Source organism: Pseudomonas sp. JL3 (assembly GCF_031570575.1).
Classification (GTDB): Bacteria; Pseudomonadota; Gammaproteobacteria; order Pseudomonadales; family Pseudomonadaceae; genus Aquipseudomonas; species Aquipseudomonas cucumis.
This window is the reverse complement of sequence record NZ_JAKWJK010000021.1, coordinates 19,637-45,450: the sequence shown is the minus strand read 5'-3', so window position 1 is coordinate 45,450 and position 25,814 is coordinate 19,637. Positions and strand designations below refer to the sequence as shown.

At 59.0% G+C, this 25,814-nt stretch carries 27 protein-coding genes; 13 read left to right on the top strand and 14 right to left on the bottom strand.

The window, feature by feature from the left end:
- Position 1: 1 nt before the first annotated feature.
- The gene (locus MMG91_RS25500) at positions 2–1,726 is read right to left on the bottom strand and encodes a tetratricopeptide repeat protein (RefSeq protein WP_310661075.1); all 1,725 of its coding nucleotides are present in this window, start codon (positions 1,724–1,726) and stop codon (positions 2–4) included.
- A gap of 182 nt (positions 1,727–1,908) precedes the next feature.
- Between MMG91_RS25500 and hemA the strand changes: the two genes are divergently transcribed.
- From hemA to MMG91_RS25470, 6 genes are all read left to right on the top strand, one after another.
- Positions 1,909–3,198: a glutamyl-tRNA reductase gene (gene hemA / locus MMG91_RS25495; protein WP_305446881.1), complete on the top strand. Its 1,290-nt coding sequence runs from the start codon at positions 1,909–1,911 to the stop codon at positions 3,196–3,198.
- Positions 3,195–4,277: a peptide chain release factor 1 gene (prfA, locus tag MMG91_RS25490; RefSeq protein WP_305446880.1), complete on the top strand. Its 1,083-nt coding sequence runs from the start codon at positions 3,195–3,197 to the stop codon at positions 4,275–4,277. The genes hemA and prfA overlap by 4 nt, the downstream gene beginning before the upstream one ends.
- The gene (prmC, locus tag MMG91_RS25485) at positions 4,278–5,108 is read left to right on the top strand and encodes a peptide chain release factor N(5)-glutamine methyltransferase (RefSeq protein WP_310661074.1); all 831 of its coding nucleotides are present in this window, start codon (positions 4,278–4,280) and stop codon (positions 5,106–5,108) included.
- Entirely contained in the window at positions 5,102–5,857 is a 756-nt protein-coding gene (locus MMG91_RS25480) for a molybdopterin-synthase adenylyltransferase MoeB (protein ID WP_305446878.1), read from the top strand. Before prmC ends, MMG91_RS25480 begins: the two co-directional genes overlap by 7 nt.
- Positions 5,850–6,641 (top strand): glutamate racemase, encoded by a 792-nt coding sequence (gene murI, locus MMG91_RS25475; RefSeq protein WP_310661073.1) that lies wholly within the window; start codon positions 5,850–5,852, stop codon positions 6,639–6,641. Before MMG91_RS25480 ends, murI begins: the two co-directional genes overlap by 8 nt.
- A gap of 120 nt (positions 6,642–6,761) precedes the next feature.
- Complete coding sequence (locus tag MMG91_RS25470) at positions 6,762–7,280, top strand: acyloxyacyl hydrolase (protein ID WP_192345469.1); 519 nt, start codon at positions 6,762–6,764, stop codon at positions 7,278–7,280.
- Between the two features lie 109 nt (positions 7,281–7,389).
- Here MMG91_RS25470 and MMG91_RS25465 read toward each other — a convergent pair whose 3' ends face one another.
- The 6 genes from MMG91_RS25465 to MMG91_RS25440 form a co-directional block, all read right to left on the bottom strand.
- Positions 7,390–7,695 (bottom strand): YkgJ family cysteine cluster protein, encoded by a 306-nt coding sequence (locus tag MMG91_RS25465; RefSeq protein WP_310661072.1) that lies wholly within the window; start codon positions 7,693–7,695, stop codon positions 7,390–7,392.
- Between the two features lie 60 nt (positions 7,696–7,755).
- Positions 7,756–8,532 carry an SDR family oxidoreductase gene (locus tag MMG91_RS25460; RefSeq protein WP_310661071.1) on the bottom strand — a complete coding sequence of 259 codons (777 nt, stop codon included), beginning with the start codon at positions 8,530–8,532 and terminating at the stop codon, positions 7,756–7,758.
- A gap of 73 nt (positions 8,533–8,605) precedes the next feature.
- A complete protein-coding gene (gene phrB, locus MMG91_RS25455) occupies positions 8,606–10,048 on the bottom strand; it encodes a deoxyribodipyrimidine photo-lyase (RefSeq protein WP_310661070.1) in 1,443 nt (480 codons plus the stop codon).
- Positions 10,049–10,082: 34 nt separating this feature from the next.
- Complete coding sequence (locus MMG91_RS25450; RefSeq protein WP_305446874.1) at positions 10,083–11,024, bottom strand: MerR family transcriptional regulator; 942 nt, start codon at positions 11,022–11,024, stop codon at positions 10,083–10,085.
- Positions 11,024–11,983, bottom strand: coding sequence for a DUF523 and DUF1722 domain-containing protein (locus MMG91_RS25445; protein ID WP_310661069.1), 960 nt, complete (start codon positions 11,981–11,983; stop codon positions 11,024–11,026). Before MMG91_RS25445 ends, MMG91_RS25450 begins: the two co-directional genes overlap by 1 nt.
- A gap of 151 nt (positions 11,984–12,134) precedes the next feature.
- Positions 12,135–13,121: an NAD(P)/FAD-dependent oxidoreductase gene (locus MMG91_RS25440; RefSeq protein WP_310661068.1), complete on the bottom strand. Its 987-nt coding sequence runs from the start codon at positions 13,119–13,121 to the stop codon at positions 12,135–12,137.
- A gap of 196 nt (positions 13,122–13,317) precedes the next feature.
- On the opposite strand from MMG91_RS25440, the gene MMG91_RS25435 reads away from it, so the two are divergent.
- Together MMG91_RS25435 and hemH are read left to right on the top strand one after the other, a co-directional pair.
- Positions 13,318–14,220 (top strand): TIGR01777 family oxidoreductase, encoded by a 903-nt coding sequence (locus MMG91_RS25435; protein WP_310661067.1) that lies wholly within the window; start codon positions 13,318–13,320, stop codon positions 14,218–14,220.
- Between the two features lie 13 nt (positions 14,221–14,233).
- Positions 14,234–15,259, top strand: a complete 1,026-nt coding sequence (hemH, locus tag MMG91_RS25430; protein ID WP_310661066.1) for a ferrochelatase — start codon at positions 14,234–14,236, stop codon at positions 15,257–15,259.
- 111 nt (positions 15,260–15,370) lie between these two features.
- Here the strand turns inward: hemH and MMG91_RS25425 are convergent, their stop codons facing one another.
- A complete protein-coding gene (locus MMG91_RS25425; RefSeq protein WP_305503242.1) occupies positions 15,371–16,645 on the bottom strand; it encodes a uracil-xanthine permease family protein in 1,275 nt (424 codons plus the stop codon).
- Positions 16,646–16,647: 2 nt separating this feature from the next.
- Positions 16,648–17,286 carry a uracil phosphoribosyltransferase gene (gene upp, locus MMG91_RS25420; RefSeq protein ID WP_223488058.1) on the bottom strand — a complete coding sequence of 213 codons (639 nt, stop codon included), beginning with the start codon at positions 17,284–17,286 and terminating at the stop codon, positions 16,648–16,650.
- Between the two features lie 176 nt (positions 17,287–17,462).
- Between upp and MMG91_RS25415 the strand changes: the two genes are divergently transcribed.
- The gene (locus tag MMG91_RS25415) at positions 17,463–18,020 is read left to right on the top strand and encodes a hypoxanthine-guanine phosphoribosyltransferase (RefSeq protein WP_052965782.1); all 558 of its coding nucleotides are present in this window, start codon (positions 17,463–17,465) and stop codon (positions 18,018–18,020) included.
- A gap of 86 nt (positions 18,021–18,106) precedes the next feature.
- Here MMG91_RS25415 and dauA read toward each other — a convergent pair whose 3' ends face one another.
- Positions 18,107–19,828, bottom strand: a complete 1,722-nt coding sequence (gene dauA / locus MMG91_RS25410; protein ID WP_310661065.1) for a C4-dicarboxylic acid transporter DauA — start codon at positions 19,826–19,828, stop codon at positions 18,107–18,109.
- A gap of 151 nt (positions 19,829–19,979) precedes the next feature.
- On the opposite strand from dauA, the gene MMG91_RS25405 reads away from it, so the two are divergent.
- Positions 19,980–20,465, top strand: coding sequence for a hypothetical protein (locus MMG91_RS25405; RefSeq protein ID WP_305446867.1), 486 nt, complete (start codon positions 19,980–19,982; stop codon positions 20,463–20,465).
- A gap of 63 nt (positions 20,466–20,528) precedes the next feature.
- Positions 20,529–20,816 carry a PA4642 family protein gene (locus MMG91_RS25400; protein ID WP_305503238.1) on the top strand — a complete coding sequence of 96 codons (288 nt, stop codon included), beginning with the start codon at positions 20,529–20,531 and terminating at the stop codon, positions 20,814–20,816.
- Between the two features lie 89 nt (positions 20,817–20,905).
- On the opposite strand, the gene mqo is transcribed toward MMG91_RS25400, so the two are convergent.
- Both mqo and MMG91_RS25390 read right to left on the bottom strand, forming a co-directional pair.
- Positions 20,906–22,414, bottom strand: coding sequence for a malate dehydrogenase (quinone) (gene mqo, locus MMG91_RS25395; protein WP_305446865.1), 1,509 nt, complete (start codon positions 22,412–22,414; stop codon positions 20,906–20,908).
- A gap of 739 nt (positions 22,415–23,153) precedes the next feature.
- A complete protein-coding gene (locus MMG91_RS25390; protein WP_305446864.1) occupies positions 23,154–23,387 on the bottom strand; it encodes a hypothetical protein in 234 nt (77 codons plus the stop codon).
- A 206-nt stretch (positions 23,388–23,593) separates the two neighbouring features.
- Between MMG91_RS25390 and MMG91_RS25385 the strand changes: the two genes are divergently transcribed.
- The gene (locus MMG91_RS25385; protein ID WP_007905851.1) at positions 23,594–24,178 is read left to right on the top strand and encodes a YajG family lipoprotein; all 585 of its coding nucleotides are present in this window, start codon (positions 23,594–23,596) and stop codon (positions 24,176–24,178) included.
- Positions 24,179–24,343: 165 nt separating this feature from the next.
- Here MMG91_RS25385 and MMG91_RS25380 read toward each other — a convergent pair whose 3' ends face one another.
- The gene (locus tag MMG91_RS25380; protein WP_310661064.1) at positions 24,344–24,721 is read right to left on the bottom strand and encodes a DUF6124 family protein; all 378 of its coding nucleotides are present in this window, start codon (positions 24,719–24,721) and stop codon (positions 24,344–24,346) included.
- 314 nt (positions 24,722–25,035) lie between these two features.
- A complete protein-coding gene (locus MMG91_RS25375; protein WP_305446863.1) occupies positions 25,036–25,242 on the bottom strand; it encodes a hypothetical protein in 207 nt (68 codons plus the stop codon).
- Positions 25,243–25,435: 193 nt separating this feature from the next.
- Here MMG91_RS25375 and MMG91_RS25370 point away from each other — a divergent pair, with 193 nt between their 5' ends.
- Positions 25,436–25,714: a hypothetical protein gene (locus MMG91_RS25370; RefSeq protein WP_305446862.1), complete on the top strand. Its 279-nt coding sequence runs from the start codon at positions 25,436–25,438 to the stop codon at positions 25,712–25,714.
- Positions 25,715–25,814 lie beyond the last annotated feature (100 nt).

The following is a 25,814-nucleotide window of genomic DNA, read 5'->3' as shown; positions in this document are numbered from 1 at the left end:
CTTAAAGAGTCTCTGATCCGGTCAGGCGCTTGATGGTGCCGCGCAAGGTAGGGCTGTCGGGTTGTTCCTTGAGGAACTTGCTCCAGATTTTCTTGGCTTCGCGCTGTTTGCCATTGGCCCACAGGACTTCACCCAGGTGAGCGGCGACCTCCTGATCGGGGAAGCGCTCCAGCGCCTGGCGCAAATACCGCTCGGCTTCATCAAGGTTGCCCAGGCGGAAATTGACCCATCCGAGGCTGTCCAGGACTGCCGGGTCTTCCGGGTTGAGCTGGTGCGCCTGTTCGATCAAGGCCTTGGCTTCGGCGTAGCGTGTAGTGCGGTCGGACAAGGTGTAGCCGAGTGCATTCAATGCCATCGCATTGTCCGGGTCGCGCTTGATGATCAGTCGCAGATCCTTTTCCATCTGCGCCAGGTCATTGCGTTTTTCTGCCAGCATGGCCCGGGTGTACAGCAGATTCAGATCATCGGGGTATTGCTGCAGGGCTTGCTGCAAGACGTTCCAGGCCTTGTCGCCCTGTTTGTTGGCGGACAAGGTTTCGGCTTCGATCAGGTACAGCTGGATCGCGTAATCGGGTTGCTCGCCGCGCTCGGCTGCCAGACGGCTTTGGGCTTCGGCGGTCTTGCCATTGCTCATCAGAATATCGGCCTGACGCAATTGTGCCGGCAGGTAATCGTTGCCCACCCCGACCTGGGCGTATTCGATCAATGCGCCCTGCGGGTCGTTACGCTCTTCAGCAATGCGCCCCAGGTTCAGGTGTGCCGAGTCGACATGGCTTTCCCGAGCGATCAAATCTTCCAGGTAACCTTTGGCCTCGTCCCACGCCTTGGCTTCCAGGCAGACCAGGGCCAGGGAATAACGCAGTTCGTCGTCTTCGGGGTATTGCTGCACCAGGCTAGAGAACTCGACCTTGGCGTCGTCCATGCGGTCCTGCTCAACCAGCATGCGCGCGTAAGTCAGGCGCAGGCGTTTGTCGTCCGGGTATTTCTTGATGCTTTTTTGCAGCAGCGGCAGGGCTTCATCGCCACGGTTGAGCCCTTGCAGCAGGCGCGCGCGCAGCAGGATCGGCGCTATTTCGCCCTCGTCCGGCGGGTTGTCTTCGAGCAGGGTCAAGGCACCTTTGGTATCGCCGTCCTGTTGCAACAGCAAGGCCTTGCCGAAAATCAGCTGGTTGTTGTGCGGATGGCGCTGCAACAGGCGGTCAAAACCTTTCATCAGACCGTTGCGGGTCTCCTGATCGGTATCGGCGGCGGACAGGGCGAGGAAGTCGAAATGCGTGTCGCCTTTGCCTTGCAGGACTTTCTCCATATAGACCATGGAGTCGTCGTAACGCCCGGCGCGGGCGAGTTGCACGGCCGCCGCCCGTTGCGCCTCGAGATCGTCCGGGGCGTTTTTGGCCCAGACCAGTGCGGTGTCGAGGGCAGCCTGATCGGCACCCAGATACTCGGCAATGCGAAATGCCCGCTCGGAGATGCCCGGATCCTGGGTGTTGAGGGCCTGGGTCACGTAGTTGTCCAAGGCAATATCGTAACGATTGCGCTGGCCAGCCAGTTCGGCGCTCAATAGGCTGAAGATGGTTTCTTCACTGAACGAGCTGTAAACCTTGGGCTTTTCAGGAGCTGGAGCGCTGTCTTCGACCGGCGGCGTACCGTCCGACGAAACGGGTGCCAAGGCCTGGCAGCCGCTGAGGAAGACAAAAGCGAGGAGCAACGCGGAAGATCTATTCATATAGGAAGAGGACGACTAACCTGCGGTCGGATCATCATGACACAAGCCTTCGGCCAAACATAACCGAGTGTCGATGGATGCCTTTATAGGGGCAGGTAATTGACGCAATAGTCAGTGGTAGTTGTTCTGGCTCTGTCGAAGTAGGACAATTGTCGGCTTCACGTCACCATCAGCGACCTTGAATGGCCTTCCTTGCACTCGGTATTAACCACAAGACTGCTTCAGTAGACGTCCGCGAGCGCGTGGCCTTTACCCCTGAGCAGCTGGTTGAGGCCTTGCAGCAGCTCTGCCGACTTACCGACAGCCGCGAAGCTGCGATCCTCTCCACCTGCAATCGCAGTGAGTTGTATATAGAACAGGATCACCTTTCGGCTGACATCGTGTTGCGCTGGCTGGCCGATTATCATCATCTGAGTCTCGATGAGCTGCGCGCGAGCGCTTATGTGCATGAAGATGATGCGGCAGTTCGTCACATGATGCGGGTTGCCTCCGGGCTCGATTCGCTGGTGCTGGGTGAACCACAGATTCTCGGTCAAATGAAATCGGCTTACGCTGTCGCTCGCGAGGCCGGCACCATTGGTCCGCTGCTCGGGCGACTGTTCCAGGCCACCTTCAATGCGGCCAAACAGGTGCGTACCGACACCGCCATCGGCGAAAACCCGGTATCCGTAGCGTTTGCCGCGGTCAGCCTGGCGAAACAGATTTTCAGTGATTTGCAACGCAGCCAGGCCTTGCTGATCGGCGCCGGCGAGACCATTACCCTGGTCGCCCGCCATCTGCATGAGCTGGGGGTGAAGCGAATAGTGGTCGCGAACCGCACCCTGGAGCGTGCGAGCATCCTGGCCGAGCAGTTCGGCGCCCACGCAGTGCTGCTCTCGGACATCCCGGCAGAACTGGTGCGCAGTGACATCGTCATCAGTTCCACCGCCAGCCAGTTGCCGATTCTCGGTAAAGGGGCGGTGGAAAGCGCCTTGAAATTGCGTAAGCACAAGCCGATTTTTATGGTGGATATCGCCGTCCCTCGGGATATCGAACCGGAAGTCGGCGAGTTGGACGACGTTTACCTGTATAGCGTCGACGATCTCCACGAAGTGGTCGCCGAAAACCTAAAGAGCCGTCAGGGCGCCGCCCAGGCCGCCGAAGAGATGGTGTCGATTGGTGCTGAAGATTTCATGGTTCGCCTGCGCGAACTGGCGGCGGTGGATGTGCTCAAGGCCTATCGTCAACAAAGCGAGCGCATGCGCGACGAAGAATTGCAGAAAGCCCAGCGCATGCTCGCCAATGGCAGCAGCGCCGAAGACGTGCTGGTGCAACTGGCCCGCGGCCTGACCAACAAACTCTTGCATGCTCCGAGCGTGCAATTGAAAAAGCTCTCTGCCGAAGGCCGCCTCGATGCGCTGGCCATGGCCCAGGAACTCTTTGCCCTCGGTGAGGGCTCATCGGATAGCTTTTCGGATAAAAAACCGCAATGAAAGCGTCACTGCTCAATAAGCTGGACATCCTCCAGGACCGTTTCGAGGAATTGACCGCCCTGCTTGGCGATGGCGAGGTCATTTCCGATCAAAACAAGTTCCGCGCCTATTCCAAGGAATACGCGGAAGTCGAGCCAATCGTAGGCACCTATAAACAGCTGCTTAAAGTGCAGAGTGACCTCGAAGGGGCTCAGGCGCTGCTCAAGGACAGCGACCCGGACATGCGCGAAATGGCCGTGGAAGAAGTCCGCGAAGCCAAAGAGCAACTGATCGAAATCGAAGCCCAACTGCAACGCATGCTGCTGCCCAAAGATCCGAACGACGGGCGCAACGTATTCCTCGAAATCCGTGCCGGCACCGGCGGTGACGAAGCAGCGATTTTCTCCGGCGATCTGTTCCGCATGTATTCGCGCTACGCCGAGCGGCGTGGCTGGCGGGTCGAGATTCTCTCGGAGAACGAAGGCGAACACGGCGGCTATAAAGAAGTCATTGCCCGGGTTGAAGGCGAGAATGTTTACGGCAAGTTGAAGTTCGAATCCGGTGCGCACCGCGTACAACGGGTTCCGGCCACTGAATCCCAGGGCCGCATCCACACCTCGGCTTGCACCGTGGCCGTGTTACCCGAGCCGGACGAGCAGGAAGCGATCGAGATCAACCCGGCGGATCTGCGGGTCGACACCTATCGCTCCTCCGGTGCCGGTGGTCAGCACGTCAACAAGACCGACTCGGCGATTCGTATCACGCACTTGCCGTCCGGTATTGTTGTCGAGTGCCAGGAAGAACGTTCCCAGCACAAGAACCGCGCCCGGGCGATGTCCTGGCTGTCGGCCAAGCTTAACGACCAACAGACCAGCGCAGCAGCCAATGCCATCGCCAGCGAGCGAAAGTTGCTGGTAGGTTCCGGTGACCGTTCCGAGCGTATTCGCACCTATAACTTTGCTCAGGGCCGGGTCACCGACCACCGGGTCAACCTGACGCTGTATTCGCTCGACGAAATTCTCGCCGGTGGCGTGGATGCGGTGATCGAACCGCTGCTGGCCGAGTTCCAGGCCGACCAATTGGCAGCGATAGGTGAGTAAATGACGATCATTGCCAGCTTGTTGCGCGCCGCCGATTTGCCCGACTCGCCCACCGCGCGTCTGGATGCCGAATTGCTGCTGGCGGCTGCCTTGGGCAAGTCTCGCAGTTTTCTGCACACCTGGCCTGAGCGTATCGTCCCGAGCGAAGCGGCCCTGAAGTTTGCCGAGTACCTGCAACGCCGCCGTAGCGGTGAGCCGGTGGCCTACATTCTGGGGCAGCAAGGCTTTTGGAAACTCGACCTGGAAGTCGCGCCCCACACGCTGATTCCGCGTCCCGACACCGAACTGCTGGTGGAAGCCGCGCTGGAACTGTTGCCGGCGACCCCGGCCACGGTTCTCGATTTGGGCACCGGCAGCGGCGCCATCGCCCTGGCCCTGGCCAGCGAACGTCCGGCCTGGAAAGTCACCGCCGTGGATCGGGTGCTGGAAGCCGTGGCCCTGGCCGAGCGCAATCGCCAGCGGCTGCACCTGAACAACGCCACAGTGCTGAGTAGCCATTGGTTCAGCGCTTTGGAAGGCCAACGCTTTCAATTGATCATCAGCAATCCGCCCTACATTGCTTCGACCGATCCGCATCTGGCGGAGGGCGACGTGCGCTTCGAACCCGCCAGTGCCCTGGTGGCCGGCGTCGATGGGCTAGACGATTTGCGTTTGATCGTCGCCCAGGCACCGGATCATCTTGAGGCGGGCGGCTGGTTGATGCTCGAACATGGTTACGATCAAGCCGAGGCCGTGCGCGATTTGCTGCTGACCCGCGGTTTTGAAGAGGTCCACAGCCGCACCGATCTGGGCGGTCACGAACGCATCAGTCTGGGGCGCTTGCCGTGCTGAATGATCAGGAATTACTGCGTTATAGCCGGCAGATTCTGCTGCAACACGTCGACATAGACGGCCAGTTGCGGCTCAAAGAAAGCCGCGTGCTGATTGTCGGCCTCGGCGGTCTCGGCTCGCCGGTTGCGCTGTACCTGGCTGCGGCGGGTATAGGTGAGTTGCATCTGGCGGACTTCGACACGGTTGACCTGACCAATCTGCAACGCCAGATCGTTCACGACAGCGACAGCGTAGGCCTGAGCAAAGTCGATTCGGCGATCCGTCGTCTGACCGCGATCAATCCCGAGATTCAGTTGATTGCCCATCGCACCGCACTGGATGAAGATTCCCTGGCTGCGGCAGTTGCGGCGGTGGATCTGGTGCTGGACTGTTCGGATAATTTTTCCACCCGCGAAGCGGTCAACGCCGCCTGTGTCGCGGCGCGCAAACCGCTGGTCAGCGGTGCGGCGATTCGGCTGGAAGGGCAGTTGTCGGTGTTCGACCCCCGCCGTCCGGAAAGCCCGTGTTACCACTGTTTATACGGGCATGGCAGCGAAGCCGAATTGACGTGCAGCGAAGCCGGCGTACTCGGTCCGCTGGTGGGCCTGGTCGGCAGTCTGCAAGCCCTCGAAGCGCTGAAGTTGCTGGTGGGGTTCGGCGAGCCGCTGGTGGGGCGCCTGTTATTGATCGATGCCTTGGGCACGCGCTTCCGTGAGTTACGGGTCAAGCGTGATCCGGGCTGCAACGTCTGCGGGTCAAGCCATGCGTGAAGCGCCAATTGCTGTATTCGATTCCGGCGTCGGTGGACTCTCCGTGCTGGCCGAGATCCAGCAGTTGCTGCCCAACGAGTCTCTTTTGTACCTCGGCGATTGCGGGAATATTCCCTACGGTGAGAAATCTCCGGCATTCATCAGTCAGCGTTGCAGTGTCATGGCGCAGTTCTTTCAGCAGCAGGGCGCCAAGGCGCTGGTGCTCGCTTGCAACACCGCGACAGTCGCGGGTGTTGCGGACTTGCGGCGCGATTTCCCCGAGTGGCCCATCGTCGGCATGGAGCCTGCGGTCAAACCGGCTGCAGCGGCGACGCGTAGCGGTGTAGTTGGCGTACTCGCCACCACCGGCACTTTACAAAGTGCCAAGTTCGCCGCCTTGCTCGACCGTTTCGCCACTGATGTGCGGGTGATCACTCAGCCGTGCCCCGGGTTGGTGGAGTTGATTGAAAACGGCGATCTGCACAGCGAGGCATTGCGTCAATTACTGCAAGGGTATGTTGATCCGCTGCTGGCTGAAGGTGCAGACACGATCATTCTTGGCTGCACGCATTATCCCTTTCTAAAGCCGCTGCTTAAGCAGATGCTCCCCCAGAGCATCAGCCTGATCGATACCGGTGCCGCTGTGGCCCGGCAGCTTCAACGATTGTTGGCCGAGCGTGAGTTGCTGGCCGAGGGACCTGCTCGCGCTGCCCGGTTCTGGACGAGTGCGGAGCCGGAGCATTTCAGGAATATCTTGCCGATTTTGTGGCATTCGACGGGTGTTGTGCAAAGCTTCGACTTGTAGATAAAAGATGTGATGAAACGAATAATTGGGCTGAACTTCTGATCAAGCGTCAACTTCTATAGCTTTGTCTGTTGGACAGCATAAAAACCATACGAAATTGTTCGGAAAAGGATGTTTCTAATGAAGCGACTATTCTGCTTGGCCGCGATTGCGACCGCATTGATGGGGCACAGTTTTACCGCGCAGGCAGCCGGGGTGGAGTTCGGGGTCGGCCAGACCAGCGATTCGACCATGACTTACCGACTGGGCATGCAATTCGACTGGGACAAGAGCTGGCTTCAGAGTGACATCGGTCGCTTGACCGGTTACTGGAGCGGTGCTTACACCTATTGGGAGGGCGATGAAACGTCGAGCAATCACAGTTTGTCGTTCTCGCCGGTGCTGGTGTATGAGTTTGCCGGTCAGACCATCAAGCCCTACGTTGAAGCGGGTATCGGCATCGCGGTGTTTGCCAACACCGAAGTCGAAGACAACAAACTTGGCGGGGCCTTTCAGTTCGAAGACCGTTTCGGGTTTGGTCTGCGCTTTACCGGCGGACATGAAGTCGGGATTCGCGCCACGCACTATTCCAATGCCGGGATCAGCAGCCCGAACGATGGCGTAGAGAGTTACTCGCTGCATTACACGATGCCGTTGTAACGTCAAAAGCTTCGCGGGCAAGCCTCGCTCCTACAGGGTACGGTGGGTAGGAGCGAGGCTCGCCCGCGAAGGCGTCAGACCTGCTGACATATCTCTAAAATCGACCCTTTCACCGATACGCCGTCGCAATCCCCTGGCGTTCGGTGATGCATTCCGGTGCGCCCATTTCGAACTCCCGGCAGATCAGCGGACGTTTTTCGTAGATGGTGCACATCATGCTGTTGCGATCCAGTGCGGCGCACCAACCGTCATCCAGTCGCAGCATGACTTCCCCGCCCCAATCGTCGGTATCGATAAAACGCTCGGGCACGCCAGTGTCGGTGATCAACATGACTTCAAGCTGGCAGCAACAAGCTGCGCACGTCGAGCAGGTGACTACAGGCTCGGCAATTTGCGTGTGGGGAATGGTTTTCATGGCGCGCAGTGTAAGGCAGTGGACCCGCGCTGTGTGAAAGGCCTGACGGACGCTCAGGCTTCACGGCATATCCTCGATCGGCGGATTTTGTCGCACCATCTGTTTGCCGATTACATGACCCGTCTGGTCGGGCTTTTGCGGCAGAGGCCAAAGGACAGGCAAAAGCAGTTCCGGTAAGGGAAGTTCCCGAGGACGACTCTTGAGCTTGTCGAAGAGGTACCGCGCAGCGTCGTCCACCGACCAGTTGAGGTGGTGTGAAATCTCCTTGCTCAGGGGAGTATTGATTAATCCGGGGCTGACGATGGTCATTTCGATGTTTTCCGGCTCCACGTCGATGCGCAAGGACTCGAAAAGGTGACGCAACCCGGGCTTTGAATCGCCATAGGCTTCGGCCCGTGGCAGGGGCAGATAGGTCACCGAGCTGGCCATGCTTACCAGGTGCGGCGCAGTACCCGCCTGCAGCAGGGGCCGGGCGGCTTCGATGCAATAGCTGCTGGCAAGCAGGTTGGTACGCACGATGTGCTCGATGATTGACGAGTCGAACTGATTGGCGTCGACGTATTCGCAGGTGCCCGCGTTGAGGATCATGGTGTCCAGAGAACCCCAATCCTTGGCAATCTGCTCGCCGATTTCGCGCACCCGTTGGCCGTTGGTCAAATCACCCGCGACCACCAGCACTTGTCCGGGGTAACGCTGAGACAGGGCTTTCAATAGCGCCAATGAGCGGGAGCTGACAGCCAGGTGGGCACCGGTTTTCAGTATTTCTTCGGCCAGCGCGGCACCAATGCCGTTGCTGGCGCCGGTCAACCAGTATCGCCTTGGAGGTATACGACTCATCCCAATTCCCCTTTTTCACCAGATGATTTCCCGGCCCAATACCGTATTTATAATGCAATGCTGCGGCATCAAATCATCCCGGCGGCGATAAATTTTCTCTCGATGGCAGGTTCTTGAACGCGGCCAAGGCCCGGTCGCGGGAAGTGCTCAGGTTGACGATGGGCGATGGATAATCCGCCACGCCGAATAATCCGTCGAGTCTCGCGCGATTGTGCAGGTCTTTTTTGCTCATTCCATTGATCTGCGGCAACCAATATTTGATGAAAACCCCTTCGGCATCGAATTTTTCCGATTGACTCAGTGGGTTGAAAATCCGGAAGTAGGGCGCCGAATCGGTGCCGGTGGACGAACTCCACTGCCAGCCACCGTTGTTCGCCGCCAGATCGCCGTCAATCAGATGTCGCATGAAGAAACGCTCGCCTTCACGCCAGTCGATCAGCAGGTTTTTGGTCAGGAACATTGCCACGACCATGCGCAAGCGATTGTGCATCCAGCCGGTTTCCAGCAATTGGCGCATGGCGGCATCGATGATCGGCAGACCGGTACGGCCTTGTTGCCAGGCCTTGAGGTCTTCCGGAGCGTCACGCCAGGCGAGGGCTTCGGTTTCCGGGCGAAAGGCCCGGTGCCGGGAGACCCGTGGGTAGCCCACCAGAATGTGTTTGTAGAACTCGCGCCACAGCAACTCGTTGATCCAGGTAACGGCGCCGACCTTGCCGCTTTCGAACTCCCCCTGATTACTGCGCAACGCGGCGTGAAAACATTGACGGGGGGAAATGACTCCGGCGGCGAGATAGGGTGAAAGCTGGCTTGTACCGGGTTTTGCCGGGAAATCGCGCTCGCTGTGGTAATAATCGATCTGTGAGCCGGTAAAGGTCTCGAGGCGGTGTTGGGCTTCGGCTTCGCCGGCCGGCCAGAGAGCACGCAAACTATCGCCGGGCGTGTCGAAACCCTCGACATGAGAGGGCGGTTCGTCGCTGGCGATACCCAGCGGAGCCTGGATGGCGGGGGCGGTAACCAATCTCGGCAATGAGGCATGCAAGCGTTCGTAACAGACCTTGCGAAACTGGCTGAAGACCTGGAAGTAGGTCCCGGTTCTCGTCAGTACGGTGCCGGGCTTGAACAACAGTTGATCGAGGTAGCTGTAAAATTCGATGCCTTGAGCTTTCAGCGCATGGGCCACCGCTGCATCACGACGGGTTTCATGAATGCCGTATTCCTCGTTGACGTGCACTGCGTCGATCTTCAGTTGCTGGCACAACTCGAGCAGGACCTTTGGTGCCTCATCCCAGCGGGACGCCTTGCGAATCAGCAGCGGGATGTTCAGGGCGTCCAGCGCATGGCGTAACTCGCTGAGGTTGCGCAGCCAGAAATCCACTTTGCACGGCGCATCGTCATGCGCCAGCCATTGCTGCGGACTCAGCAAATACACCGCCACACTCGGGCCGCGGGCTGTGGCGGCCGAGAGGGCGGTGTTGTCGTGTAGACGCAAGTCGCTGCGCAGCCAGATCAATTGCATGGTGGTATCCGCACGATCCATTAAAAAAGCGTCATTAAATGAGCCCACGCTCAATCAGGCCCTGATGGGCCGACAATGGGTCTTCGGCCAGGGACAAGTCAGCAATGGCAGTGGTTCTTGCGGATAACTCGGCGTGGTGAATGCACACCGTGGGTCCGGCAATTATTTTTGGGCAGCTGACGCCATTCAAAAGTTTCGTCAGCTGCGAAAGATTCATGGCTTTGCTGGAATACAGCAGTACGCCGCGGGCTTGCAGGTGATCGACCGCCAGCGCAAGTTCGCCAGCGGGGAGTGGCCAGTCGAAGACTTCCACCGGGCAATCGACACTGCTGATCAGCCAGGCGGTGAGCCATAGATAAGGCTCCATCGGCAGGTCCGAGTGATTGATCAGCAACAGCGGCGCGGTGCGCAACTGACGGTTGTTATGGTAGATCCTCGCGCCGAATTTGCTGCGTAACCAGGAATAAACAAACACCCGCTCCATCTGTGCACCGAACTGGCCTTGCCAGCGTTGTTCCAGTTCCGCCAGCAACGGCATCAACAATTGTTCACACAAGGTGCGTGGCGGATAGAGCGCCATCGCTTGATTCACTGTGTCATCGAGGGTGCGTTCGGCCAACTGAGTGACTGCTTGCAGCAAGATCTGGCGCAGCACCAGCCAATCGTTCCCGACGGGCTCGGTAAGCCCCTGAGGCGTGTCGAGCAGTTGTTTTACCTGGCTGACAGCCACGCCGCGATTGAGCCAAGTAAGGATCGTCAGAATCCGTTGCACGTGTTCGGCACAGAACAGCCGATGCCCCTTGGGCGTACGCTGAGGCACGATCAGCCCATAGCGGCGTTCCCAGGCGCGCAAGGTGACGGCGTTGACCCCGGTCTGCCGGGCCACCTCACGAATGGGCAGCCAGCCAGCGTCCAGGGCCTTCTTGAAGTCGGTGCCGAGGTCTTCGCTGGCGCTGGTGTCCGGTGGGTTTTTCATTAAATCGCGTTTCGCAGGCTGAGGTTTTCCGGATGCGGTTGCAGGTAAACCTGTTGCGCAATGTACGGATCCGGGTGTTGGCGAAAGTAGTGTTTGAGCAGCGTCAGCGGCACCACCAGCGGCACGATGCCTTGGCGATATTGGCCGATGACGTGCTGCACTTCCTGTTTGTCTTCAGGGCTGATGACTTTTTTGAGATAGCCGCTGAGGTGCTGCAGCACGTTGGTATGGGTGCGGCGTGTGGCGCATTTTTTCAGGGCCGCCATCAGCTCGCTGAAATAGCGCGGGCCGAGCTCTTCGAGATCGAACTGGCCCATGTTGCCCAGCAATTTGCCCAAGGTTTTGTACTGCACCGGGTTATGGGCCATCAGCAGGTATTTGTAGCGCGAGTGGAAGTCAGTGAGAGCGTGCCGGGTCAGGCCTGTTTGCAGCAACTGCTTCCAGGCGCTGTAGGCGAACACGCGGGTGAGGAAATTTTCCCTCAGCACCGGGTCATTGAGGCGGCCATCTTCTTCCACCGGTAGATCAGGATGCAGCGCACAGAAGGCTTGGGCATAGATTCCACGGCCACCGCCGTCCATTGTTGCGCCGTTGGCCTGGTAGACCTTGACCCGTTCCAGCCCGCACGAAGGGGATTTCTGCATGAAGATATAGCCGCAGATGTCGTCCAGCTCTGCCGCCATTTTCCGGGCGTACTCGGCCAGCGGCCGGGTGGCGTTGATCTGCGGGTTGATTGTGCCGACAGCCTCCGGATGTTCTGGGTTGCCGACCAGACGGATTGGTTCGCGAGGGATGCCCAAGCCAATGGCGACTTCCGGGCACACCGTAACGAAATCGAAATAATCAGTGAGGGTCAGGCTGCACAGCCGCGATGCCTTGTGCCCGCCGTTGTAACGCACTTCGGCTCCCATCAGGCAGGCGCTGATGGCGATTTTGGGTTTCATGGCTGTGTGGGGCATCGGCGCACCTCGAATCCAGATCTGTACAGATTGTCAGGTCTGTACGGCATGACTTCATCATAGATTCAAAGGTGTACAAGTCAATTTTTTTGTATAGGTTTTTTGCGCGGCTGCTGCCAAGGCGACAGCAGCGGGTTGGACTTGAATCAATTCACTGCAGATGTTCGTGCAGCCGGCGGGCTGCTTCCTGACCGCTGAGCCACGCGCCCTCGACACGGCCCGAAAGGCACCAGTCGCCGCACACATACAAGCCCAGATCGGCATCGGCCAAGGCACCCCATTCATGACTGCTGGCCGGCCGGGCATACAGCCAGCGGTGAGCGAGACTGAAGGTTGGAGCAGGCATGGCGTCGTGCAGCAGTTCGGCAAAGGCACCGTGCAATTGCTCGATCACCGCTTCCTTGGGCAGGTCGATATGCTGGCGGCTCCAGGTACTGGTGGCGTGCAGTACCCAGGTGTCGAGGGTAGTGTCGCGTCCCGGTTTGCTACGGTTGCGCGCCAGCCAGTCGAGAGGGCTGTCCTGCACGAAGCAGCCTTCGATAGGCGTTTCCAGTGGTGTGTCGAACGCCAGCGCGACGGCCCAGGTGGGTTCCATTTTTACCCCGGCAGCGGCCCCGGCGAGTTTCGGCGCGGTCGCCAGCAGCGCGGTCGCCTGAGGGGCGGGCGTGGCAATGACGACATGGCTGAACGGACCATGGGTGAAGCCTTCGGCGTCTTGCAGATGCCAATGCTCTTCACCGCGATAAACCTCGGTGATGCGGCAGGCGAAATGCACTTCCAGATCCCCAAGCAGGCCGCGCGTGATTGCGCTCATGCGTGGCGTGCCGACCCAGCGTGTCTGTTCGTCCGGCGAAGGTTTGAGCTGGCCGCCGTGGAAGGTATAGAGCTGCGGCGTCCACACGGCGACCCAGCCGTTGGTTTGCCAGCGCTGGACTTCGGTGACAAAGCGGCGATCGCGAGCAGTGAAATACTGCGCGCCCATGTCCAGAGCTCCCGCATCGCTGCGCTTGCTCGACATGCGTCCGCCACTGCCGCGGCTTTTATCGAAAAGTTGAACGACATGCCCGGCCTCCGTAAGGGCCTGGGCGGCTGAGAGTCCGGCGATGCCGGTGCCGATGATTGCGATAGGTACAGTCATAGGGGCCTCGTTTACCTTTCTGTACAGACTACGCCGTGGTTCAAACCTGTACAATATTGTTTTTTGGTATAACTTTTAGCGTTCTCGTTCTGACAGCTTGGCCTATTGTTAAGCACAGAGACTGCCCGATACCAAAGATCCCTGCTTATAAAAATAGACTAGTGATCCGGGTAAAACGCCACGCGAGGAAGATGTCATGCACATATTGCTGACCGGCGGTACTGGTTTGATAGGACGTCAGCTCTGCCAGCACTGGTTGAGCCAGGGGCATCGCCTGACGGTCTGGAGTCGCACGCCTGCAAAAGTCGCCAAAGTCTGTGGCACTCAGGTACGTGGAATCGCACGGCTTGAGGACCTGGGTCAAGAACCGGTAGATGCCATTATCAATCTCGCGGGGGCGCCGATTGCCGATCGGCTCTGGACTCATAAGCGCAAAGCCTTGTTGTGGAGCAGTCGGATCACCTTGACCGAAACCTTGCTGGCCTGGCTCGAAAGCCGCGAGCAGAAACCGCAGGTATTGATTTCCGGCTCCGCGATTGGTTGGTACGGCGATGGTGGTGAGCGAGAGTTGACTGAAGAATCGCCACCGGTCATCGATGATTTCGCCAGCCAGTTGTGCATCGCCTGGGAAGAAACCGCGCAGCGCGCCGAAGCCTTGGGCATACGCGTGATCCTCATTCGTACCGGGTTGGTGCTGTCCGCCGAGGGCGGCTTTTTGTCGCGGCTGTTGTTGCCGTTCAAATTGGGGCTGGGCGGGCCGCTCGGCAATGGTCGGCAGTGGATGCCATGGATTCATATCAAGGATCAAATCGCCCTGATTGATTTTCTTCTGCATCGCAATGAGGCCAGCGGTCCATATAATGCCTGCGCGCCCAAACCGGTGCGCAATCGTGAATTCGCCCAAACGTTGGGTAGCGTGTTGCATCGTCCGGCGTTCATGCCGATGCCGACCCTCGTGTTGAAGGTGTGTCTGGGCGAGTTGTCATTGTTGTTGCTGGGTGGCCAGAAGGCCATGCCGGCTCGCTTGCTGGAAGCGGGTTTCACTTTCCAGTTCACTGATTTGCGTGCGGCGTTGGACGACCTGTCCAGCCGCCTCTGAAATAGGACGTTGCATGACCGATCACGCGTTGCTTCTGGTCAACCTGGGTTCGCCCGCTTCCACCTCGGTGGCGGATGTGCGCAGCTACCTCAATCAATTTCTGATGGACCCATATGTGATCGACCTGCCGTGGCCGGTGCGGCGCTTGCTGGTGTCGTTGATTCTGATCAAACGCCCCGAGCAGTCGGCCCACGCTTATGCGTCGATCTGGTGGGCGGACGGCTCGCCACTGGTGGTGCTCAGCCGTCGTCTGCAACGGGCCATGACCGCGCAATGGACCCACGGGCCGGTAGAACTGGCGATGCGCTACGGCGAGCCATCCATTGAGTCGACGCTGGTTCGCCTGGCGGCTCAGGGTCACAAAAAAGTCACTCTGGCGCCGCTCTATCCGCAGTTCGCCGACAGCACCGTGACCACGGTGATCGAAGAAGCCAAGCGAGTGGTGCGGGAGAAGAAACTCGACGTGCAGTTCTCGATTCTCCAGCCGTTCTACGATCAGCCGGAATACCTCGAAGCTCTGGTGGCCAGCGCCACGCCGTATTTGCAACAGGATTACGATCATCTGCTACTGAGCTTTCATGGTTTGCCGGAACGGCACCTGACCAAGATCGACCCCACCGGTCACCATTGCTTTAAAAGCGAAAATTGCTGTCAGAACGCTTCACCGGAAGTATTAGCCACTTGCTACCGCGCTCAGTGCCTGCGCACTGCGTCAGAGTTTGCCAAGCGCATGGGCCTGCCGGATGGCAAGTGGTCGGTGTCGTTCCAGTCGCGTCTGGGGCGTGCCAAGTGGATTGAACCCTACACCGAAGCGCGCCTCGATGAGTTGGCCAAAAACGGCGTGAAGAAAGTCCTGGTGATGTGCCCGGCATTCGTCGCCGATTGCATCGAAACCCTGGAAGAAATCGGCGATCGTGGGAAGGAGCAGTTCCGCGAAGCGGGAGGGGAGGAGTTGGTGCTGGTGCCGTGCCTCAACGATGATCCGCAATGGGCCGAGGCGTTGAACGCATTATGTGAGCGAGCACCGTTGGCGCTTTAAATCTTCAAAAGCTTCGCGGGCAAGCCTCGCTCCTTGGTTTTATGTCGATCAATGAGACGACGTATTCCTGTAGGAGCGAGGCTTGCCCGCGAAGACATTCTTAAGGCTGGCTTACAACAATGGCTCTTCCGCCTGCTTGTGCTTCCAGCTGTCATGGCCCGGCAGCAACAGGTTCAGCGCAATCGCCACCACCGCGCACAGCGCGATGCCTTTGAGGCCGAAATCATCCGGGCCGGTACCGGTGCCGACCAGCACACCGCCAATCCCGAACACCAGCGTCACCGAGACAATCACCAGATTGCGGGCTTCGCCCAAGTCGATCTTGTGGCGAATCATTGTGTTCATCCCCACTGCTGCAATCGAACCGAACAACAGGCACAGAATCCCGCCCATTACCGGTACCGGGATGCTTTGCAGCAGGGCACCGAACTTGCCGATGAACGCCAGGCTGATCGCAAAGATCGCCGCCCAGGTCATGATCTTCGGGTTGTAGTTTTTGGTCAGCATCACTGCGCCAGTCACTTCGGCGTAGGTGGTGTTGGGTGGGCCGCCAAACAGGCCGGCCGCGGTGGTGGCAATGCCATCGCCGAGCAGGGTGCGGTGCAGGCCGGGCTTTTTCAGGTAATCGCGACCGGTCACGCTACCGACTGCAATCACGCCGCCGATGTGTTCGATCGCTGGCGCGAGGGCCACCGGAACGATGAACAGAATGGCCTGCCAGTTGAATTCCGGCGCCGTGAACTGTGGAATCGCGAACCACGGTGCAGCAGCAATCTTTGCGGTGTCGACCACCCCGAAATAGAACGCCATGGCAAAACCCACCAACACACCGGAGATGATCGGCACCAGGCGGAAAATGCCTTTGCCGAACACTGCGACGATCAGGGTGGTCAGCAGCGCCGGCATCGAGATCAACATCGCCGTCTGGTAAGGAATCAGCTCCGTGCCGTCGCCGGCCTTGCCCATCGCCATGTTGGCGGCGATCGGCGCCATGGCCAGGCCGATGGAGATGATCACCGGGCCAATCACCACCGGTGGCAGCAGGCGGTCGATGAACCCGGTGCCTTTGATCTTCACGGCAAGGCCGAGGAAGGTGTAGACGAAACCGGCCGCCATCACACCGCCCATGGTCGCTGCCAGGCCAAACTGGCCCTTGGCGAGAATGATCGGCGTGATGAAGGCAAAGCTCGAGGCGAGGAACACCGGCACCTGACGCCCGGTGACGATCTGGAACAGAATCGTCCCAAGGCCTGCGGTGAACAGCGCCACGTTAGGGTCGAGGCCGGTAATCAATGGCATCAACACCAGCGCGCCAAAGGCCACGAACAGCATCTGCGCACCCGACAACACTGTGCGCCAGAGCGGATCGTTGAACTCTTGCTGCATGCTCAAGCGTCCTTCTGCTTGGTGCCGAAGATCTTGTCACCGGCATCGCCCAAGCCTGGGATGATGTAGCCGTGTTCGTTCAGTTTCTGGTCAATGGAAGCGGTGTAGATGGTCACGTCCGGGTGAGCCTTTTCCACGGCGGCGATGCCTTCAGGGGCGGCCACCAAAACCATCGCGCGGATGTCTTTGCAGCCAGCCTTTTTCAGCAAGTCGATGGTGGCGACCATCGAGCCGCCGGTAGCGAGCATCGGGTCGATGATCATCGCCAGGCGCTCGTCGATTTCCGGCACCAGTTTTTCCAGGTAGGTGTGGGCTTCGAGGGTTTCCTCGTTGCGGGCCACGCCCACGGCGCTGACTTTGGCGCCCGGGATCAGGCTCAGCACGCCTTCGAGCATGCCGATACCGGCACGCAGGATCGGCACCACGGTAATCTTCTTGCCGGCGATTTTCTCGACTGACACCGTGCCGCACCAGCCTTCGATGTCGTAGCTTTCCAGCGGCAGGTCTTTGGTGGCTTCATAGGTCAGCAGGGCACCGACTTCCTGAGCGAGCTCACGGAAATTCTTCGTGCTAATGTCGGCGCGGCGCATAAGGCCAAGTTTATGACGGATCAGCGGATGGCGGATCTCGAGGATGGGCATGGGAAAGGCTCCGGCGGCGGGCAAAAAAACCGGCCTAGATTAATCTATCCGAGGGTGTTGTCCTATAGACATACAGAACGTTAGTCCACAAACGCTTGATCTGGCCTCGCTTGATGCGTACCTTTGCCCGCTTTTCCGAATCCGTCCCTCCCTTTACCATCCCCCTGGAGAGCGCCATGTCCGCTGATCTCGAGCATATCCGTCAAATCATGCGAGAGGCTGACTGCCTGTACACCGAAGCTGAAGTCGAGGCGGCCATCGCCCGCGTCGGTGCACAAATCAACGATCAGCTGGCTGAACGTAACCCGGTGGTGTTCTGCGTGATGAACGGCGGGCTGATTTTCTCCGGCAAACTGCTGACCCATCTGAACTTCCCGTTGGAAGCGTCCTACCTGCACGCCACCCGCTATCGCAACGAAACCAGCGGCGGCGACCTGTTCTGGAAAGCCAAGCCGGAGGTCTCGTTCATCGACCGTGATGTGCTGATCATCGACGACATCCTCGATGAAGGTCACACCCTGGGCGCGATCATCGATTTCTGCAAACACGCTGGCGCCCGCGCCGTGCACACCGCCGTGCTGATCGACAAGGACCACGACCGCAAGGCTCGCCCGGACCTGAAGGCCGATTTCGTCGGCCTGCCGTGCATCGACCGTTACATCTTCGGTTACGGCATGGATTACAAAGGCTACTGGCGTAACGCTAACGGGATTTTTGCCGTTAAGGGCATGTAAACAGGGTGACTGTCTGGGGGCTATATGTCGCCAGGCACGTTGAGCCTCACATCAGGATGCATGCGCAGTTTGCTTGAACTGCGCATTCAGTCCTGTCCGGCGAGCCAGCGTTCGCTTTTTCGTCGAGCCTGTTCCAGGTTATTCACATAGGCCAACTTGCGCTGTTCCCGATGGATGCCCGCGCGCCTGAGTTTCAGGCGGACCCGTGGAGCGGTTCCGACCAGAATCAGGCCGATGCCGTCGGTGCGGTAATCCCTGAGAATATTGTCGAAGGCCGCCAGCGCCGTCATGTCCAGCATGGGGACGGCACTCATCTCGACGATCACCACTTTGACCTCCGGGCTGAATTTGCGCAGCACGCCCAGGGCTTTTTCCGCCGCGCCGAAAAACAGCGGCCCGCGTATCGCATAGCAACGAACATGCGCCGGCATATTCTGTAAGGCTTGATGGAACTCGCGAGGCAGTTCGGCGGTGTCCGTGAGGTCGCTCATGCGTTTGATGAACAGACCGGCGGCCAGCAGCAGGCCGACGGCGACGGCCAGCACCATGTCGAACAGCACCGTCAGGCTCAGGCAGGTCAGCAAGACCAGCACATCGCTGCGCGGTGCAATGCGCAAGGTGTGGACGACGTGCCGGGCCTCGCTCATGTTCCACGCCACCATTACCAGCAATGCCGCCAGCGCCGCCATCGGCAAGTAGCTGAACAGCGGGGCGAGGGCGAGTATCGCCAGCAACACCACCGCACTGTGGATAATCGCCGCCAATGGCGAAAACGCCCCACTGCGCACGTTGGTGGCGCTGCGGGCGATCGCCGCGGTGGCGGTAATACCGCCGAACAGTGGGGCGACCAGGTTACCGATGCCCTGACCCAGGAGTTCGGCATTGGGGTCATGTTTGCTGCCCGTCATGCCATCGGCTACCACCGCGCACAGCAACGATTCGATGGCGCCGAGCATGGCAATGGCGAACGCTGGCGCCATTAATTGGCGGATCAGGTCGTAAGACAAATGCAGCGGCTGACCATTGGGCCCCGGCAGATTCCATGGCCAGTCGAAGCTCGGCAGAAACGGTGGAATGCCGGGGTGACTGACGCCGTCGACGATATAGCTGAAGCGTTCGCCCAGCGTCGCAATCGGTAACCCGCCGCCTTCCAGCGCCAGCCCCAGCAACGCGCCGACGGCCAGCGCCACCAGATGCCCCGGAATTCGCGGCACGAAGCGCGGCCAGACGATCAGAACCGCCAGGCACATAACGCCGATGATCCCGTCCCCCAGGCGAGCGCTGGGTAGCGCCTGGAGCAGCTCACCTAATTGTTCGATGTAATGTTCAGCATGCCCGGCGGTGCTCAGGCCCAGCAAATCCTTTAATTGAAGGGTGGCGATGACAATGCCGATCCCGGCGGTAAAGCCCAGGGTCACTGGATAAGGGATGTACTGAATCAGCCGCCCGGCCCGAATCAGTCCCAAGGCAATCAGGATTGCCCCGGCAAGCATGGTGCAAAGCAGCAGGCCGCCCAGACCATATTGTTGGGTGATCGGCAGCAATATCACCACAAATGCGGCTGTCGGCCCGCTGACATTGAAGCGCGAGCCTCCCGTCAGAGCGATCAGCGGCGCGGCGATCAGCACCGTATACAAACCTTGCTGGGGCGCTACCCCCACCGCAATCGCCAGGGCCATGGCCAGAGGGATGGCGATAATCCCTACCGTCACCCCGGCGCTGATATCGCCGCGCAAACGTCTGAGGCTATAACCTGCGCGCCAGGTCTGACGCCAGGCGGCGAACAACGGGGGCATGGAGAATGACATGGGTACTCCACAATAGACGGCGCACTGTCGAAATAGGGCTGAAAGCTCTTTCAGTATGCCCAGCCTTGTCTTCCAGAGTATTGACCTGGATCGGTGATTCGCCCGGTGGATCCTCATGCTAGAGTGCTCGACCCCGCCCCCGGAGCCTGTCATGAGCCTTTTGACCCGCAGCTGCGCCGTCCTGTTGCTGACCCTCAGCCTGCCCCTGGCCGCCGCCCCGTCGCCGATGCACTCGCAGTTTTTGCCCCCGGACGACCTGACCCTGCGTGACGTCGAACCAGAGCAGCAGCAACTGTTGCAGGTCACCGATTATTCGGTGGTGATCGGCAGCCAGCGCCAGTCCAACCAACAGCCGATTCCGGTCACCTCGCCATTGCTGATCCGTCTCAAGGGCAAATCCTTGAACAAGGGCGCGACCATCAGCCAGGTGCTGGTCAACTTCGATGGCGAAAGCAAAAGCCTGAAAAAGCCGATCTACGACGAAAAAAGCAAAACCCTGACACTTTATTACCCGTTGGCTCAGTACCGGGTGGTGATCGACTTGTTGCGCAACGACACGGTGTATTGCCAGTTTCTGAGCTACGCCAACGGCCATATCTGGGCCGATTTGCACACAGGCAGCGTTCGTCCGCGTTGAGCCTGGCGCCTGCGCAGGGGTAAACTGCCCGCCCCGTGAAATGTCAGCGAGCTGGAGTCGGCAATGCGTAAAGATAAGAAGCAAGTGATTGGTGACGAGATCGGCGATGAGCAGATCAAGCTGTTCCTCGATTTTGAGCCGGTCGACGCCACTTCCCCGTCGCTGCACAAACTGATCAAGGCGTACCGTGGCCTGCGCATCGATGACTTCGAGCGTTTTCTGACGTTCTTTGTTGAAGCCGGCTACGATCTGGACGGCAAGGACGAGCGCGGCAATGACTTCGTTGCCCTGATTCAGGATCAGCGCAACGCCGCCGAGTACATCGAGCTGATCAACAAGGCTCGCGGTTAAGATCAAAAGATCTTTTTCCAAGGCTGGCGAAGATCAATAAAAAACGCCCCGCCCTCAATGAGGACGGGGCGTTTTTTTAGGCCACCGAATCAAGCGTAGCTTTCGGTCTCGTTACTGGCCTCAACCAGTTCCAGCGCGACGTTGTTGTGCGCATTGATCTTGCGGTACAGCGCAGCGTCGGTTTCCAGAACCTTTTCCCGAGCCGGGAAGATTTCCGCCAGTTTGGCAGCCCATTCACCGGACGCTTTGTTCGGGAAGCATTTTTCGATCAGCTCAAGCATGATCGAAACGGTCACCGATGCGCCTGGCGAAGCGCCGAGCAGGGCAGCAAGGGAACCGTCCTTGGCCGCGACCAGTTCGGTACCGAACTGCAGAACGCCGCCTTTCTTCGGGTCTTTCTTGATGATCTGTACCCGTTGGCCGGCCACTTCCAGGCGCCAATCTTCGGCTTTCGCCTGTGGATAAAAGCGACGCAGGGATTCCAGGCGCTGCTCCATCGACTGCATCACTTCGCTGACCAGGTACTTGGTCAGGTCCATGTTGTTTTTCGCCACGGCCAGCATCGGGCCGATGTTGCCGGCGCGGACCGACATCGGCAGGTCCATGAACGAGCCGTGCTTGAGGAACTTGGTGGTGAAACCGGCGTAAGGTCCGAACAGCAGGGACTTCTTGCCATCGACCACCCGGGTGTCCAGGTGCGGCACGGACATCGGTGGCGAACCTACCGCAGCCTGGCTGTAGACCTTGGCCTGGTGGTGCTTGACCACTTCCGGATTGTCGCAACGCAGCCATTGGCCGCTGATCGGGAAACCGCCGAAGCCTTTGCTTTCTTCGATGCCCGAAGCTTGCAGCAATGGCAATGCCGCACCGCCGGCGCCGAGGAAGACGAACTTGGCGTCGACTTCACGGGTATTGCCGCTGTTGACGTCCTTGATGCTGACAGTCCAGCCACCGTTGTTACGCTTCAGGCCAGTCACACGCTTGCAGTACTTGACCTGGGCATCGGGTGCGCTGGTCAGGTGCTGAAGCAACTGATTGGTCAGGGCGCCGAAGTTGACGTCGGTGCCGTTCATCACGCGGGTAGCGGCGAGGACTTCGTCAGCCGGGCGGCCCGGCATCATCAACGGCATCCACTCGGCCATTTTGGCCTTGTCTTCGGTGTATTCCATGTCGGCGAAGGCGTGGTGCTTGCTCAGCGTCTTGAAGCGCTCCTTGAGGAAGGAGACGCCGTCCTCGCCCTGCACGAAACTCAGGTGCGGCACCGGGCTGATGAACGACTTGCACGAGCCGAATGTGCCTTTCTTGGTCAGGTAGGACCAGAACTGCTTCGACACCTCGAACTGGGTGTTGATGTGCACGGCTTTCTTGATGTCGACGGTGCCGTCCGCGGCCTGCGGCGTGTAGTTCAGCTCACACAGCCCGGCGTGACCGGTACCGGCGTTGTTCCACGGATTGGAACTCTCCGCGGCACCGGAATCCATCAGCTCGACGACTTCCAGCTTGATTGCGGGGTCGAGCTCTTTGAGCAGTACAGCAAGGGTGGCACTCATGATGCCGGCCCCAACCAGTACTACGTCGACTGCTTCGTTATGCGCCATTTAACGCGTCTCCAAAATCTGCAGCACCAAATTGTCGGCATGGCTGCCAGGCGTTCCGGGGCGTGTCAGTGATGCCCCAGGTACCCATGGCCAGGATCGCCATGTCCGAATCTTCGCAATTTTTCGCAACTTCGACGGATGCATGCGGCCTGGCTTCAAGAGTCACATGAACTCATTTCGGCACGCGGCTGGCAATTCGACTTATGGTCGAGACATCCGTTTGTGCAACCAAATCCGTAGCGGACAGGCTTCAGGCTCCGGTGTTCGAGGAGTACTCGGTCCTGTGTCGTTGGGCTGTTGTAGACGCTAATGGTGCATGTTCAGACGCAAAACTATTCATTTGCTCGCCACACTCTTGTGAAGTTGTGAAAACCCGTTTTTTTCACGCTCTTTTGAAGACGTGAACCTCAAAAAAGGGCTGTCCCAGCCTGGCACCGTGCCCGGATGGATTGCCGCCATGAGGTACATGACAAGCAAAACGGGCAAACAGCTCAGTGACCGAGCGTAATGACAGCTCTGCAGATTCGCGAAAAGTGGTGTTTTGCTTGAGGAACAGCAAGCGCGCCAGCTTCACTCGATCTGTGTGGGCGGCTCTCTGTGGGCGGTGCGGGGGTGTCAATACCGAGGCATTGACGATGCTGCGAGGCCCGATCAGGAGACGTCCTTATAATCGGGGGGAGATTGTAACGAAGAAACGCAGGGAAATGGTCGTGTTTAATGACTTTTATTAGGCGTCCGGTCAGGTGCTCAACAGTTGTTGCGCCCGCGCACGTGGCTGGCGCTGGCTGACACGGGCGCTGGCGGGCAGGGGATGGTGCAGCCAGTTGAGTCGGATTTCTTCGATTTCGACCCAGCCATCGCCCATGGGCTGCAGGCTGCACTGTTTGAACGCCTGGCAGCGACCATTGCGGTCGAGCAGGGCAAAGCAGCGATGCAGCGGGCGTGGCGCGAACAGCGAGATGAGAAAACGCATGGCAAAAGTACCTTGTGGGGTGACTGAGATGAAGGTTGCCAGTGAGCGATGACGTGCATGTGTATGGGCGGTGACAGATGTGTGACAGGAACCGCGCTCTGCCGGGTTTGTCAGAGATTTCAGTAATCGTTGTGCGAAGCTAGTTCGCCGCAGTGGCGCACCGCTATACTGCGGGCCTGTTTGTGCCTGATTCTGGAGAGAAGAGCATGTTGCAACGCCTGTTGTTCGGTTTGATCACTGTGACCAGTTTGACCCTCGTCGGCTGCGCCCACAGCCCGCAACAACTGAACCCGGAACCCAAGCTGACAGCTCAGCTGGCGCCGGTCGGCCGTGGTCAGCCGGTGGTGGTGCGTGTGGTGGATGGTCGTCCATCGCCTACCCTGGGGACCCGTGGTGGTCTGTATCCGGAGACCAGTGCGATCACCGTGCAGGGCGCGCAGATTCTGCCGAAGCTGCAGGCTCAGGCTGAGGCGGCCGTACGCTTGCTGGGCTTTACCCCGACGGCCAATGCGCTGAATGCACCGCAATTGACGGTGACCCTGGCCGAGCTGAAGTATCAGTCGCCCAAAGAAGGCCTGTATGTGACTGAGGCAACGATTGGCGCGACGTTCCGTTCGGATGTGCAGAATGCCAACCGTCGTTACAGCGGTCGCTACGGTGCATCGCTGGATCAGCGTTTTGGCATGGCGCCGAATCAGGAAACCAACACCAAGCTGGTCAGTGATGTGTTGAGTGATGCGTTGACCCGCTTGTTCAAGGACCCGACGATTGGTCAGGTGCTTGCCGAGTAACGGTTTGCGGTTTGTTTAAGGAACCCGGTGTCAGTGATGACACCGGGTTTTTTGTGCCCGCAGATTCATTGTGGGAGCGAGGCTTGCCCGCGGTGGCTGAGTGTCAGTCAATATCAATGTTGAATGTTAATCCGTCATCGCGGGCAAGCCCGGCTCCCACAGGGATCAGCTGTGTGGCGCGGGTTTTGGTACGCCCACGTTATCCAGCATTCGGTTCACCGCCAGTTCTGCCAGCATGACGATCTGTTGAATCGCCATCGCCGTGTGCCGGTGCGGCCCTTCCAGATACCCCGCAAAATCACTCGCCATCACACTGGCCTGGGCCAACGATTCACAGGTGTGGGCCAACAGGTCTTCGTCTTTGATATCCGGCGCAACCATATACATCGTGCTCGGTTTGCGGGCTACGGGGGATTTGAGGGCGGCTGGGTTGAGGTAGTGATCGAGCGCGCGGTTAGCGGCGTCGTGGAGTTTTTTTGAATCGAGGGATTCGTAAGGGGAAGTGCTGTCCGCTTCGGGCGGATTTGGTGTCGGCTTGAACATGGCAAAGATCCTTAAAACGAGTGGAGCTGCCATTTTTCGTTTTCCAGACGAGAGGGTGGCAGCTGTACGCGGACTGGAAAAACCGGTAAAGGATCAAACCCGGCAGACCCGAAGGTCTCCCACGTACAGCCGCCATAACTGTGGAGCTACAAAAGCGCCGCATTATGTCATTTGCTGTGACCCTATACTTCGGGTTTTCCAGACCCGGTCGCCGAATTGCCAGCGACCCCCAAAGCCTATCCACCCCATTTCCGAGCGACAACCTTCAAAACCTGTCGGAATCTTCCCTTTCAATCACTGCGTTTGTAGGACGCCTAAGCCGCCTGCGAATAAAAATCCAGAACACTCACCCCCGTCAGCAAATCCGCTTCCGGCAAATCCGCATGTTGATGCCCACCCAGCGCGCAATACACCAGCCAATGCCGGTCCTGAACGTTGAAGGCGAGGCTGCCGACTAAGGTTTGTTGTTCGTCGCTTTGGGCAATGAGGTAGAGGCGGTCCTGGTTTTCGGCGTGGAGCATGACGGAGTCCGTGTCGGTTTCGAGGGGCGACAGACTGGCGGATTCAGATGACGGCGCCGTGACACAGGACAGTAATCGGCTAAATGGTTTCGTTATTTGTCGGAAAGCCGGGGCAGGCCGGAGCACTTTCGGTAGAATCCGCGCCACGGTCGTCGGTTGGCGTCTGCCACACTGGTTTTACCTGAGGTTTGTGATGTCGCTGCAATTGATTTCGCTTCTTACTGCTCATCCCGCCAAATTGATCAATCTGCTGGCCTTGCTGTTCGCCTGCCCGGGCGGCTGGTTGCTGCACGCCACCCGTCGTCGCGAACAGCGCGCCCTGGCCAGTATCGAGGCGCAGCGCCAAAGTCGTCCCAGTGAAGAGCCAACGCTGGATTGGGCGACCCTGCGCATGAACCGGTTTTTCTACCGCTTCGGTTTCGCCTGCCTCGGGATGGCGTTGCTGGTGTCGTGGATCAGCACACGCGTCTGAAGTTCTAACACCAGACCCTGTGGCGAGGGAGCAAGCTCCCTCGCCACAGGTACAGTGCCTGACTGATCTACCGCATCAAGACAAACAAAAACGGCGCCCG